This is a genomic window from Asaia sp. BMEF1 (genome assembly GCF_051628905.1).
Classification (GTDB): domain Bacteria; phylum Pseudomonadota; class Alphaproteobacteria; order Acetobacterales; family Acetobacteraceae; genus Asaia.
Window position 1 is genome coordinate 3,101,875 of sequence record NZ_CP157575.1, and the last position, 13,407, is coordinate 3,115,281.

Annotated in this window: 12 protein-coding genes; 8 read left to right on the plus strand and 4 right to left on the minus strand. The window is 58.6% G+C overall.

Going from position 1 to position 13,407, the window contains the following annotated elements:
* Positions 1–158 precede the first annotated feature (158 nt).
* The 5 genes from ABHV46_RS13830 to ABHV46_RS13850 are packed head-to-tail and all read left to right on the plus strand — an operon-like array spanning position 159 to position 5,656.
* Positions 159–2,405: a cache domain-containing protein gene (locus tag ABHV46_RS13830; RefSeq protein WP_438381945.1), complete on the plus strand. Its 2,247-nt coding sequence runs from the start codon at positions 159–161 to the stop codon at positions 2,403–2,405.
* Positions 2,402–3,208 (plus strand): MlaE family ABC transporter permease, encoded by an 807-nt coding sequence (locus ABHV46_RS13835; RefSeq protein ID WP_438381947.1) that lies wholly within the window; start codon positions 2,402–2,404, stop codon positions 3,206–3,208. Before ABHV46_RS13830 ends, ABHV46_RS13835 begins: the two co-directional genes overlap by 4 nt.
* Positions 3,205–3,906, plus strand: coding sequence for an ABC transporter ATP-binding protein (locus tag ABHV46_RS13840; RefSeq protein ID WP_336946476.1), 702 nt, complete (start codon positions 3,205–3,207; stop codon positions 3,904–3,906). The genes ABHV46_RS13835 and ABHV46_RS13840 overlap by 4 nt, the downstream gene beginning before the upstream one ends.
* On the plus strand, positions 3,906–4,871 hold the full coding sequence (locus tag ABHV46_RS13845) for an MlaD family protein (RefSeq protein WP_438384413.1): 966 nt from the start codon (positions 3,906–3,908) through the stop codon (positions 4,869–4,871). Before ABHV46_RS13840 ends, ABHV46_RS13845 begins: the two co-directional genes overlap by 1 nt.
* Positions 4,868–5,656, plus strand: a complete 789-nt coding sequence (locus ABHV46_RS13850) for a hypothetical protein (RefSeq protein WP_438381948.1) — start codon at positions 4,868–4,870, stop codon at positions 5,654–5,656. Before ABHV46_RS13845 ends, ABHV46_RS13850 begins: the two co-directional genes overlap by 4 nt.
* Positions 5,657–5,715: 59 nt before the next feature.
* Here ABHV46_RS13850 and ABHV46_RS13855 read toward each other — a convergent pair whose 3' ends face one another.
* The 3 genes from ABHV46_RS13855 to ABHV46_RS13865 are packed head-to-tail and all read right to left on the minus strand — an operon-like array spanning position 5,716 to position 7,786.
* The gene (locus ABHV46_RS13855; protein ID WP_336946473.1) at positions 5,716–6,024 is read right to left on the minus strand and encodes a hypothetical protein; all 309 of its coding nucleotides are present in this window, start codon (positions 6,022–6,024) and stop codon (positions 5,716–5,718) included.
* Complete coding sequence (locus ABHV46_RS13860) at positions 6,021–7,508, minus strand: PepSY-associated TM helix domain-containing protein (RefSeq protein WP_438381949.1); 1,488 nt, start codon at positions 7,506–7,508, stop codon at positions 6,021–6,023. Before ABHV46_RS13860 ends, ABHV46_RS13855 begins: the two co-directional genes overlap by 4 nt.
* Positions 7,508–7,786, minus strand: a complete 279-nt coding sequence (locus tag ABHV46_RS13865; protein ID WP_438381950.1) for a hypothetical protein — start codon at positions 7,784–7,786, stop codon at positions 7,508–7,510. The genes ABHV46_RS13860 and ABHV46_RS13865 overlap by 1 nt, the downstream gene beginning before the upstream one ends.
* A 131-nt stretch (positions 7,787–7,917) precedes the next feature.
* On the opposite strand from ABHV46_RS13865, the gene ABHV46_RS13870 reads away from it, so the two are divergent.
* Complete coding sequence (locus ABHV46_RS13870) at positions 7,918–10,176, plus strand: TonB-dependent receptor (protein ID WP_438381952.1); 2,259 nt, start codon at positions 7,918–7,920, stop codon at positions 10,174–10,176.
* A 452-nt stretch (positions 10,177–10,628) separates the two neighbouring features.
* On the opposite strand, the gene bioB is transcribed toward ABHV46_RS13870, so the two are convergent.
* A complete protein-coding gene (gene bioB / locus ABHV46_RS13875; protein WP_438381954.1) occupies positions 10,629–11,750 on the minus strand; it encodes a biotin synthase BioB in 1,122 nt (373 codons plus the stop codon).
* Positions 11,751–11,778: 28 nt separating this feature from the next.
* Between bioB and ABHV46_RS13880 the strand changes: the two genes are divergently transcribed.
* Entirely contained in the window at positions 11,779–12,603 is an 825-nt protein-coding gene (locus tag ABHV46_RS13880) for a ferritin-like domain-containing protein (protein ID WP_336946714.1), read from the plus strand.
* A gap of 89 nt (positions 12,604–12,692) precedes the next feature.
* The gene (locus ABHV46_RS13885) at positions 12,693–13,340 is read left to right on the plus strand and encodes a Dabb family protein (protein ID WP_438381956.1); all 648 of its coding nucleotides are present in this window, start codon (positions 12,693–12,695) and stop codon (positions 13,338–13,340) included.
* The last annotated feature ends 67 nt before the right edge of the window (positions 13,341–13,407 follow it).

Here is a 13,407-nt window from a genome sequence, read left to right on the forward strand (position 1 = left end):
AGAGAGAAGATGGTAACGCGACGCATCGGTTATTCGCACGTTCTGTCGTCAACGCAAGTCATTCCCCTCAGGAGGGGAGTTCCTGGGAGGCGTGATTTTTGCCTGTTTCCGAGATTATAGATCCGGCTGATCCGGAAGCCGAAACGAGAAGGCGCCGTTTGATCGAGCTTGTTGCTCCCATTCTTGGGGTTGTGCTCGTCATTATCGTGATCGTTGTTGTGACGCTTCATTCCTACCACAAGACGCGTGGCGGGGTGATTGCGCTTTCCCAGGATCTGCTGCGCGAAGAACAGAAGAACATTACCCAGGAAGTGTCGGACTATCTCGCGCCCGCTCCTGCAACGGCCATCGTGGCTCGGGACGTCATCACCGATCCGGTCACGGATGAGCCGCCAAAGGTGTTTCTCGATTACGGCGCTTCAATGCTGCGCAACGTCATTCAGGTCGAGAGTTTCTATCTTGCTGATGATCGCGGCAGCTTCTGGTTCATTGATCGTGCGCCCAAGGACATCTCGGACGGGATGGAATGGGTGCATCTACTGCGTGACAAGAATGTCTTCCGGCACTGGTATTACGACAAGGACGGCAAGCTCGTCCGTGTCCAGGATACGCCGGGGAAGAACTATGATCCGCGTCAGCGACCCTGGTACAAAGGTGCCTTCGAGCATCCGGACCTGAACTGGTCAGACCCTTACCCAACAGTCGCTACCGAGCAGCTCATCGTGACAGCGGCGAGTGTGCTGCACACCACTGACGGACATCAGGCGGTTTTCGCGATCAATATCTCGCTTAACCGGCTGACCGATTTTCTGGCGGCGATCAAGATTGGCAAAAGCGGCAAGGCCATTGTCGTCGATCAGCAAGGACGCGTGATTGCGGGCAATCACCTGCTGGACGTGGCACGCAAGGCGAACTGGCAGTTCGACAAGATGCTGCTCGATCCACAGACGCAGCCCGTGTTCACCCGGGCTCTGGCTTTGTACCACATCTATGGCGCCGGTGTGCATCTCATCAAGGCGCGTGACACGCAATACGTCACCATCATGGCCTCGCTGCACAAGATACGCCCGGGCTGGGTGCTTTTGCTGAATGCTCCCGAAAACGACTTTGCCGCTTTTGCCGCCGCAGCAGGGAGGCAAGGGCTGCTTTTCTCGATGGTGATTGTCGTTCTGGCAGGGCTTCTGGCGGGTTTTCTTGTGCGGCAAAACCGGCGAACAGAGCGTTTGCGGCGGCAGATCGGCTTCGAGCGGGCGCAGGTCAAGGCAGAGAGTCAGGCCCTCAATGCGATGGCGGGGACGCCCAATCTTCTCGACCCGGAGCAGGATGCTCCGTTGCTCACCCAACGTCTGGCCGAACTTGCCAAGGCGCGCCGCGTCGGGCTGTGGCGTTCGGTCGGTGAAGACGAGCGCCTGCTTTGCGAGGATTCCTATGATCGCTCCACCGACGCGCATAGCGCCGGAATGGAGCTGTCGCATAGTGACCTGAAGAACTTCTTTGCGCTTCTGATGGCAGGAGACGTGATCGAGAGTGACCACGCTGCCACGCAGGAAGGGCTGCGCACTTTCCAGCGCATGGTGATGACCCAGATCGGGTCGAAAGCCGTCTATATCCAGCCCATCCTCGCGCGAGGGCTGGTGATTGGTATGGTCGTGCTCGAAGACGCAATTCGGCCCCACGCGGTGTCGCACATCATTGCTATTGTGGCCGAGATTGCCGCTGTACGTTTTGCCGCCATGCGCGAGGACGAAAGTCGCATCGACAAGCCTGAGCCGCAGACTCGCGAGGACTCGGCGGTTGTGAGGACGCGCCTGAGCGAGGGCTTCATCGCTGCCCCAACGCAAAAAGGCGCGGAGCTTCTCGCCTCTGGCCAATATGCGATGGTGCCGGTCGCGACCGTTCTTTTTCAGGACTCCACAGCGGAAGAGGATGTTGCCCTTATTCCGATCGTGCAGGATCTGGTGGAGAGATTTCAGGAGGTCGTCCAGCGCCAGAATCTGTTCTCGGCGCAGGTGCTGGGCAGCCGCCTCGTGCTGATCGGGGGGTGCTCGCAGGAGCCCGACCCAGATGCGGCTCGTCGTGTGGCCGATGCGTTGCTTGCGTTGCGAGAACTGGCTCTTATCACGCTCTCCGATGCCGATCTGACGCCCAATTTCCGTATCGGTCTCGATGTCGGCCGGGCGTTCGGCGCCATGCTCGGCAACGATCCGGGAGTGTTCAATGTCTGGGGTGAAGCCCCCCAGACTTCGGAACTACTGGCGATCAGCGCGCCTGATGCGGGCACGATCCAGGTCTCCGAGGCGGCTCATGCTTTGCTGCGTGATTATTATCTCTTCAGGCCGCGTGGCATGTTCTATCTGCCTGCTCTGGGGATCACAAACACCTATGTGCTGGCGGCGAGGCGGTGAGAGAAGAGCTTCCTCTCTATCGTCGTTTTCTGCGGCGTCTGGGCGGGCTGACACGGCGTCAGCTCCGCTTCACCCTCATGCTCGTCGGTGCGAGCTGGGGGGTAGTGCGCGAGGCATGTCGCCCCACTTCCTGGCGTCGTACCGTCATTTTCGAGTTCAAGAGCACGTTGCGACAGGCAGCGGGGGGCGGCCTGTTCAGCACGCTTTTCACGGCAGCACTGACCGGGTTCGGCATTGTGGCGCAGGCCATTTACTGGCTCGGTATCGCGGGAATGGCCGATACGACCGACTCGCTTCTCGCGACTGTTCTGGTACGAGAAATTGCGCCGGTTCTCGTCGGTATCATCCTTCTGGGACGCAGCGCCATGCTGAGCCTGACCCAGCTCGGACAACTTACCATTGGCGGTGAGCTGCGGGCGCTTCAGGCGCAGGGTATCGATCCCTTTCTGACCCTCGTGATGCCTCGGACCCTGGCGACGATGCTCGCCTCCTTCACGCTTGGGGTGGTGTTCAGCGTGATCGCCCTGTCGGTAGGGTATGGCGTGTGCCGCATGAACGCGATCATCACCATGCCGCTCTGGACCTTTCTCTACGATATTGTCGGGGCCATGAAGCCGATCGACTATCTGGGTATTCCGCTCAAACTCACCATCAGCGGTTTTCTGCTCAGCCTTGCCACCCAGTTGACCGGGCTCGATGCGACGCGCTCCGACACGCTCGCGACGCTTCTGCCGCGTGGTTTTGCGCGCGGTATCCTGGTGATCATGATCGTCAATGTCGTACTCGGGGTTACTGTCGCATGAGTGACGATCTTTCTGCCGTGCTAGAACTCCGCGAGGCACGGCCTGTCTTCGAGGAAAGCGGGCTGGCGTCCATTCCTTATTCCCTGCGCCTCATGCCAGGGGATTGTATGTTGATCGCCTGTCGCGACCCGTTGCGGGCAACGCGTTTTGCAGATTTGTGCAGTGGACTGACGCCTCTCGTTTCGGGGCATGCGCTGTGTCTCGGCCTGGACTGGGAGAAACTTGCCGAGACGCGCGCCTGGGCGCTGCGTGGCAGGATCGGGCGGGTGATGCAGCATGGGGCATGGATCGATCTCTTCGGAACAGATCTGAATATTCTCGTCCAGCAGCTTCATCACACGCGTACGCCGACTCAGGACCTCATCGATGAAGCAACGGCACTGGCCCGGCGCTTCGGGCTGCCGGGGTTGCCCAGTCTGGCGCCGGGCAGGCTGAGCGCGGCAGATCGCACGAAGGCGGCCTGCGTCAGGGCGTTTCTGGGGGAGCCGCGTCTGCTCCTGCTGGAAGACCCTGTGGAACAGGAGAATGCCGATATGATGACGGCCTTTCTTGCCGAACTGACGGCGGCTCGGGAACGTGGCTGCGGTGTTATCTGGTTCTCGCGGGAGCCTGAACTCTGGCATGGCTATAATGCCTTGGGTACGCAGCGATTCAGGCTGCTGGATGAGGGTCTGATGCCAATGAAGCAGGTGGTGTGATGTTTCGCGTACGCTCCAATTCCGAGGCCGATGGCCGCTCACGACCGCTGATGCGTATCCGCTACGCGGATGAATGGGTCGGCATTCTCGTGATGGCGACATTCGGCCTGTTCATTTTTGCGATCATCGAGGCTGGCGTGCTGCGCGACTGGCTGACGCCTTCTGGAAAGCTGCATTTCAATCTGCCCGAAAGTGGCATTGCGGGGCTCGCTGTGGGCAATGATATCGAGCTGATGGGTATCCGTATTGGGTCGATCCGTTCGGTGAAGATCAACCCGCATGGCAATATGTATGCGATTGCCGATATCGACCCGCAGTTCGAGCCTTATATCCGCAAGGATAGCCACGCGATCATCCGTCATCGTTTTGTGGTGGCAGGGGCCAGTTATATCGAGCTGGAGCGCAGCAAGGGGCCGCCGATGGATTGGGAATTCGCTGAGCTGGAAGCCACGGTCGAGCCCAATCCTGCGGACATGATTACGAAGACGATCGCTGATATTCGCGCTGGCATGATGCCGAGCCTGCATAACGCCGACAGAATCATGGCCGATCTCGCGACGGTGACGAATGCCATTCGCGCAGGCAAGGGATCGGTCGGCGGGATTATCATGGATGACAAGCTGCTCAACCATGCCGATGAGGTTCTCAAGTCGCTTCAGGAGTCGATCGAGCGCCTGAAGCCGATCGAGGCTCAGGTTTCGGGCGTACTGAAACAGACCGAAGGTACTATGAGCAATCTGCGTTCGAGCAGTAATGACGTCAAAAGGGCCACGCCGCAGCTCAAGGAAACGATGGCGCATATGAACGAGGCGAGCGCCCAGCTTCCTGCTCTTTTGACGCAGGCTCAGGCGACGGCGAACAGTCTCAAGAAACTGACCGATCAGCTGCGTAGTCTTTGGATTCTGGGTGGGAGTTCAGGCAAGGCAGCGCCGCGCAAGTTGCGCGCAGGAGATATCAAGCCATGAGATATCGGGAGCATATTCCCATAGCCATTTTGCTGGTTCTGACTGCCTGCGGTAGCGCGGGGGATCATGGCGGCATACGCACCGATCAGGACTACGCGAACGCTATGGATGTCGGGCGTGAGGCGTTCGATATGACCCGCGCAGAGCAGGCGCAGGCGCAGTTCCAGACGGCCTATGATCGTGCTCTTTTACGTGACGACGCCGGGGCGATCGGGGATGCCGGTTATAATCTGGGTGTGGCGCAGCTCGGAATGGGCGATGCGAGGGCGGCACTTGCCACAGTTGCGCGCACAGATCAGGCCCTGAAACTGCGTAGCGCGATAGCGGGCCCAGAATTGGAGCTTGTCGCGATGGCAGCTTATTGTCGGCTGGGTCAATATCAGTCGGCGCTTGAGGCGAGCGCACGCATCCACACCGGCGATACGGCGCTGACAGAACGACGCGCGTTTTTGACCGGATTGGCCGCTGACGGGCTGGGAGATATCAATACTCTGAGGGCAGCTCACGATGCGCTGCCTGCTTCAGCCAAGCCGCCCCTGCTGGAACAGGCCGATCGTGCTGAAATCGAGTCCCGTCTTGCCCTGCGCGAAGGGGCTTACGACAAAGCCGAGAGTCAGGCTCTGAGAGCCATCACCCTGCGCCGGGATATTCTCGACTATCGGGGTATGGCCCGTGGCCTCGATTGTGCGGCAAGTGCCGCGAGAAGCGCAGGCCAGTTGGGTAAGGCAGCGGCCTACGCACAGCGGGCTGCTGAAAGTCGGGCGCAAGCGGGGAAGAAAGCCTGAGGCTGGGCAGGGCCAGCCTCCTCGTCTTTCTAGGTCATCGCCCGCTTCGGGAGGAGACGTCAGGCGATTTTGGCGGAGCGTTCGGTTACTTTGTCAGGCTTCGTACCTCTGATGGACAGGAGTGTCACAAAAGCACAGGCAAAAATCCCCGCGATGGATGCCGAGCCAAACCACACGAGCACGCCGGAAATTAGATCGAGCTGACAGCATAAAAAAGCGGCCAGACCGGGCAGTACGATACGACAAAGGTGCAACGGCAGGCGTGGCGGTGCCGCGAGACCTTGCACGCGCAAAAACTTGGGTTGCAGCATCGCGTGAGCGAAAAGAGCAATGCCCCAGAAGATGGTGGCAATGGAGATGATGATCATAGGGCGACAAGCCTGCGATGGATGAAAACTGCGGTGAGGCCTAGGCAGAAAGCCGTCAGATCGACCGTTTTATAAACATCGAAACCATTGAGAAATCCATTTGCACTGCGTGTCATCAGATCCAGCGGGAACAGCGTCAGGGCAAAAGCCGCGAAAATCGTGCATTGCTCGTTCCAGCCGCGTTTGGGGCTCGCGCTGAAGCTTCGCAGAGCGGCATGAAGCAGCGACAGGGCCCAGACGATGAAAAAGGTACGGATTTCGAGGGCGCCGCGCGCAGGCAGGTCCGACCAGAAGAGACGATTGGCCCAGAGATAGGACAGGCAGGCCAGAGGCAGGCCTGTCGTCACGGCTATCGTCAGTGTTTCCGCTAGGCGGAACAGAAAATTCCGTGCCTTTTTCGGACGGTGTTTCATGAGGAACAGGATCAGACCGCCTGACATCATCACGCTGCCCACAAGGCCGGAAATGAAATAGAGCCAACGCATGGGTAACTGAGCCCAGCGTATGAAATGCAGGCCGCGCAGCACGCCACCGATGCGATGCAGATTATCCGGAATTCGGACGACAGCGATCTGGGTGCCGTCTTTTTCGGAGAAAGTTACATGGTCGCGCGTCAGGGCAAATGACGCTGAATCGGCCTTGGTCATCGACACAGAGCCGCGTTCGAACATCACGAGACCGACCGTGTCTTGGCCCAGAACCGCTTCGGCCTTGTGCAGCATCGGTGCGAGAGGGGCGAGAGCAGGAGCGTCCTGCCCTTTCTCTGCGGCATGACCGGTTTGCGCGCCATGCGACTTGACCGGTCGTTCGTGTCCGGGCTTGCCATGATGCCCCATGCCGAACATCGGAAACAGGCGCGGTGCGTGAATGACAGCGCCCGTATAGGCCATCATGGCCATGAAGGGCAGGAACAGCAGGCCAGCCAGAATATGCGCATCCATCCAGGCGCGGGTTTTGGAAGCGAAAGGCCGAAACAGCAGGAGATCGGTCAAAATGCTGCGGAAATGGATGATGATCCCCGAAATGACGGCAACGAGAAGGCCGATCGCCGCGATTTCTGTAAGCATGTTCCCCCAGAAGGGGCCATAGTAAAGAGAGTGGTGCAGATCGTAAAAGAGCTGCCCGCCTCCGGTCTCACGGGTAAGAATGGGAAAGCCATCGACCGGATTATAGACCGTGCCGATAAAGGCATGCCCGTTGAAATATTGTATGCGCAGCATTGGGTCGCGCGGCGTTGGCAGGGTGATGAAAGCATTCTCGCCCTGACTGCGCAGATCCTGTGCCAGCCGACCGATCCGGTTGAGCGCGTCATCGCTCAGCGGCACAGGCTGGAAGCGTGAGAGCTCTGGCTGCATCCAGTGAGTGAGTTCGGTGTCGAACAGGGCGAGAGAGCCCCCTGTAAAGACAACAACCAGAATGAGCCCGCCGATAAATCCGACCCATTCATGCAGCCACCCCATGCGAATACGCAGCGTGTCACGCATCAGACCAGCCATCCGAGACAGGGAGCAAGCAGGGCAAGGCTGGGCAAGATATTTCGCTTTCGGCGGGTCGGGATGGAAAAAATTACAAGGAGAAGGGCGGGCATCAGGGCAAAGGCACAGAGAAACCCGACATTCATGAAAGGCTCGCCGCCCATACGTCGGAAAAGTGAGAGTACACCGATGGACGCGAGATAGATAATTGCGATGCCGAAAAGGAGCCGCAAGGTCCATGCACGGATCAGCTTTCGGTCATGTTTCTTCTTGAGACTCTTTCGCATGTGGTTCCTGTGCAACAGGGCCTGATTTTCCTGACGATTGGGCGTCAGCCGGGCCAAAGTTTAGTTGCGAGCGTTTCTTAATCGCGTCTATTTGACCGCGTCATTTACCCCTTGTCAATGAGATCACCCTCTTGAACAGCTCCACCCCGTTTACCTTGCCCGCCCTGCGTAAGCGCTCCAAGCGTATCGCGTTTTCCGCCCTTCTGATGATGTTCGCTGCCTTTGCTTGCGAGGCGCACGCACAGGATCAAACGGCAGTTCAAGCACTGACGCAATCGAAACAAGGTAAAGATGCCCAGAAACAGACGGCTGCGTCGCACCAGGTGGGCGAGCTGTCGAAGGATGAGCAGATCGAGGTGAAGGCGCAGCGCCAGAACCGTATGGAGGTCAAGTCTGGCGGTAACCTCGGTGCTCTGGGTAACAAGAAGGGGCTCGATGTGCCCTTCAACGTGCGCAGCTACACCTCCGCTTTGATCCTGAACCAGCAGTCACAGACGCTGGGCGAAGTGCTGATGAACGACCCGACCGTGCGTACCACGCTGGGTTATGGCAATTTCTCGGAGCAGTTTGTTATCCGCGGATTTCCTGTCTACGGCGATGACGTTGCGATTGACGGGCTGTACGGCATAACGCCGCGCCAGCTTGTTTCGCCCCAGCTTTATGAGCAGGTGCAGGTTCTTAATGGCGCCAGTGCCTTTCTCAACGGCGCAGCGCCCGGCGGCACGGCGCAGGGCGGCAATATCAACCTCGAATTCAAGCATGCGGGTGATACGCCCCTGACGCGTGTCACGGGCGACTATACGAGCTCTTCGATGGGCGGCGGTGCCGTCGACGTTGGGCGCCGTTTCGGTCAGGACAAGCAGTTCGGCGTGCGCATTAATGTGGCTGGTCGCAGCGGTGTTGCGGCCATTGATCGTGAAAAGCGCCATCAGGTGGCCGTTGGTGGTGGCTTCGACTGGCATGATCGTGCCGACCGTACCCGTGTAACCATCGACATGGCTTATGAAAATCAGGGCGTGAATGGTGGTCGCGGTGGTGTGTTCCTGAGCGGTGTCACCTCAGTGCCGAAAGTGCCGGGCGCAGGCGCGAACTACGGTCAGCCCTGGACCTATACTGAACTCAACTACATCTATGGCAAGCTCAAGGTGGAGCATGATTTCAGCAAATATCTGACGGCTTATGCGCAGTTCGGTGGTCTTGGTGGCAACGAAAAGGGCAATTACGGCAGCACATACGTGACCAACAGCCAGACCGGTGCAGGCTATAACGGCGCAATGTACGTGCCCTATGTGCAGACGAATGAGAGCACACAGGCCGGGCTGCGCTCACATTTCAACACGGGCGGCATCAAGCATGAAATCAATGCTGGTGGTTCTGGCCTGTGGGAGGAAAATGCTTCCGCCTATGCCCTCGCGCTGACGAGACAGACCACTAATATCTATCGTCCGACACTCTATAATGCCTCACAGCCCGAGACTTATATTGGGGGGAATCTCGGTAATCCGCAGAAGAACAACACGACGCGTCTGTGGAGCCTGTTTCTCTCGGATACTGTCTCGGCATTTCATGACCGCGTAGCGCTGACGGCGGGCTTCCGGTATCAGGCGATCAAGACAGTTGCCTATAATTACGGCAAGAGCACGACGTCTTACGATCAGGGCGCGTTCACGCCGGTAGTCGGTCTTGTGGTGCACCCCACGCGACAGACCTCAATCTATTTCAATCGTATCGAGGGGCTTGCACCCGGCCCGCAGGCCAGTGGTCAGGTCGTCAATCTCGGTCAGATTTTCGCTCCCTATCAGACGGTTCAGTACGAACTCGGGGCGAAATACGATATCGGCCGGTTCTCGACCGCTGTGTCGATTTTCCAGATCGAGCAGCCCAACGCCTACACGTCTGCTATTGCAGGCACCAGCACCAGCATTTTCTCGGTAGACGGATTGCAGCGTAATCGGGGTATCGAATTCACCGTCAATGGCGAGATCGTTAAGGGTCTGCGCTTCAATGGCGGCACGTCGATCATTGATGCCAGCCAGCGCCGCACATCGGGCGGCCTTTATGACGGCAATCGTTCCATCGGCGTGCCGGGCTACACGATCAACGGTAATCTTGAATATGACCTGCCGTTCATTCGCGGCGCGACGCTTACCGGACGTGTGATCCAGACCGGTCATCAATACGCCGACAATCTCAACAAGCTGCGCGTACCGAACTGGACACGCTTTGATGTGGGTGCGCGTTACAGCTTCGTTGTTGAACATAAGGCCATCACGACCCGTCTCGGCGTCGATAACCTTGCCAACACCCGTTACTGGGAAAGCGCGTTCGGTGGTTACCTACTTCAGGGCCTGCCGCGCACGTTCAAATTCTCGGTCACGGCAGATTTCTGATTATCTGAGGAATGAGGTGCCTTACCGCGCCTCATTTTTGGAGGGGGAACCGCGATGTTCCCATCCGAGCAAAAGCCAACTTTCGGGTTGGCTTTTTTGTTAAATGCCGTCCAAGGGTTTGGGGTAAGAAAACGTAAGGCATCCGATGAGAGCAGCTCTCCACGCTAGTAAGCATAAGCGCAGCAACGGTATGGCTTGCGATATCAGGACAATGAGAATTTTCGCGGCATGGTTTGACCTCTCAGAGTAAGGCATGCGCGAAATCGCTGGGCGAGCCTCTCGTAAAAGAGGGAGCAAGGACCAACTCCCTGCCGTTCCAAACCAGATCGGGATGAAAGGGGCTTTCGCCCCTTTCCTGGGTGCGGGGCAGAGCCCCGACATGCACCAACGAAGAAGGCCAGTCCCTAGGGGAACTGGCCTTCTTCGCACTCAGTCTTCGTAAGAAGGAGGGCCTAATGCCCTTCCGTCATGGGCTTCATGCCGAGACTGGCCAATAGCTTGCGGTCACGATGCTCGGCAGGGTTGGGGGTTGTCAGCAATTTGTCGCCGCAGAAGATCGAATTGGCACCAGCGAGGAAGACCAGGGCATGGGCCTCGTCGCTCATCAACTCGCGGCCTGCTGCGAGGCGTACATGGCTGGCGGGCATGGTGATGCGCGCGGCAGCCACGACGCGGGCGAAGGTGATGGGATCGACGGCTTCCGCCTCGGCAAGGGGCGTGCCCTCGACGCGTACAAGAAGATTGATCGGCACGCTCTCGGGGTGCTGCGGCAGGGAGGCGAGGGTGGCGATCAGACCGGCGCGGTCACTCTCGTCTTCACCCATGCCCACAATGCCGCCGCAGCAGACATTGATTCCCGCGTCGCGCACGTTGGACAATGTGTCGAGACGGTCCTGATAGGTGCGGGTGGTGATGATCTTGTCGTAATACTCGGGCGAGGTATCGAGATTATGGTTGTAATAATCGAGACCAGCCTCTTTCAGGCGGCGTGACTGCTCGCCATCGAGCATGCCAAGTGTCACGCAGGTTTCGAGACCGAGGGATTTCACGCCTTCGATCATGGCGCAGACCGTTTCGAGGTCGCGCTCCTTGGGCGAGCGCCAGGCAGCCCCCATGCAGAAGCGACCGGCACCAGCGGCCTTGGCAGCGCGGGCTTCGGTCAGAACCTTCTCGAGTGCCATCAGACGCTCGGCCTTCACACTTTTTTCGTGCAGGGCGCTTTGCGGGCAATAGGCGCAGTCTTCAGGGCAACCGCCCGTCTTGATCGAGAGCAGCGTCGAGATCTGCACGCGTGTCGGGTCGAAATAGGCGCGATGGGCCAGCTGGGCGCGGAAGATCAGCTCGGGAAAGGGCAGGTCGATCAGGGCCGCCACTTCGTCGCGTGTCCAGTCATGCCTGATCTCGGGTTTCCAGCTCGCCTGGGTGCGTATTTCGCGGGGAAGGACCGGATCACGGGTCAGCGTATCGAGGGACATGCGGGGCATGGCTCCAAAATATTTGAAAATGAAAAGCTCCGGCAGCGATGCCACAGCAAGGGGGCGCTTGTCACGCATCTGCGCGAGATGTCTACCCAAAATGGCCCATTCATGTCATCACTGCGTCATGAAACATTGGCGCATCGATCAGATGGATTGGGATGCTTTCGATGCATCCCGTGTGGACCCGGACATCATTCCGGTCATCAAGGCGGCAGCGGTGGTCGAGCGGAACGGACTCGATTACGCGGTCTATCTTGGCAACGTCTTCGTGGGCGACCCGGATTTTCGCCTGGCTGCGGATAACTGGGCGGTCGAGGAGGTGCAGCATGGCGATGCGCTCGGAAAGTGGGCGATGCTGGCCGATCCGGGCTGGGATTACATGACGGCGTTCGAGCGCTATCGCGCAACCTATCATATCGAGCAGGATGTCGATGCCTCGATCCGCGGGTCACGCACGGGCGAACTGATCGCACGCTGTATGGTCGAGACGGGGACGTCTTCTTTCTATACGGCTCTGGCCGATGCGACGGATGAGCCGGTTCTCAAAGCCATCTGCAAGCAGATCGCGGCCGATGAATATCGCCATTTCAAGCTCTTCTACGATCATATGCATCGCTATCTGAAGCGCGAGAAGCTGAGTGTCTGGCAGCGCACGAAGATCGCGCTTGGCCGCGTGACCGAGAGCGAGGATGACGAGCTGGCAACGGCCTATTACACCACGAACATGTCGACCAGCACGCCCTACGATCACAAGGAATGCATCGCCGCCTATATGTCGCGCGCGATGGGCTGCTATCAGCTCAAGCATATCAATCGCGTGACCAGCATGATTTTCAAGACGATCGGTTTTACACCGCATTCCAAAGTTCAGGTGCTGGTCGCCAAGGCGATGTATCAACTGATCCAGTTCAAGGCGAAGCGCTTCAGGCGGTCTCTGGCCGCTTCATAACGAAAGAGTTTTCTGTCCTACAGCAAATTAAGCCCTCTCACGGTGCCATCCTGATCTAAGATAGACCAGAATTAACACCGTGGAGCGTCATGGCCGTGCTGTCTCATCTTTCACGCGTCACCCTTATGGGGGCGATCATTGCCGGCGGCGTGCTGGCGCTCGCAGCGACACCGGCTTCCGCCGATCCCTATTCGCTGCCGATTGCCTCGTCAGGGCCGGTCGTTTTGCCGCCTGTCGCCGATGACGGCACGATTGCGGCCCGTGAGCTTGCCGCTCAGGTCGGGCTGCCGCAATTCACCTCGCCTAACTGGCGTCCCGGCCAAGTGCGTCACATTGTGATGTTCCGCTATAAATCGAGCGCGACGGCGGCGACGCGCGCCGAGATTACCTCGCGTTTCCTGAGGCTTGTTCAGGATTCCCGTCGCCCTGATGGCACCCATCCGGTGAAATCGATCGAGATGGGAGTGCAGAATAGCGGAGAGGGCGCCGATGCCGGGTTGCAGCAGGCATTCGTCGTGACGTTTGCATCTGAAGGGGACCGCAATTTCTATGTGGGCAAGCCTGTGATCATGGATCCAGCCTGGTTCGATCCTGCCCATGAGGCGTTCAAAGCTTTTGCGGCTCCTGCGATCGAGAAGGTCGTGGTGTTCGATTTCGACGTTCTGGTCTCGGCCAGCCTTGAGTCCGCAGGGCATAAAAGCGCGTCCCACAAGGCAAACAGCCAGACTCGCCGCTGAACAAAAACTGTCATAACGTTGCGTAATGTGTCCCGCCTCATGGGGAGCGGGGCATCAGGACCATTTG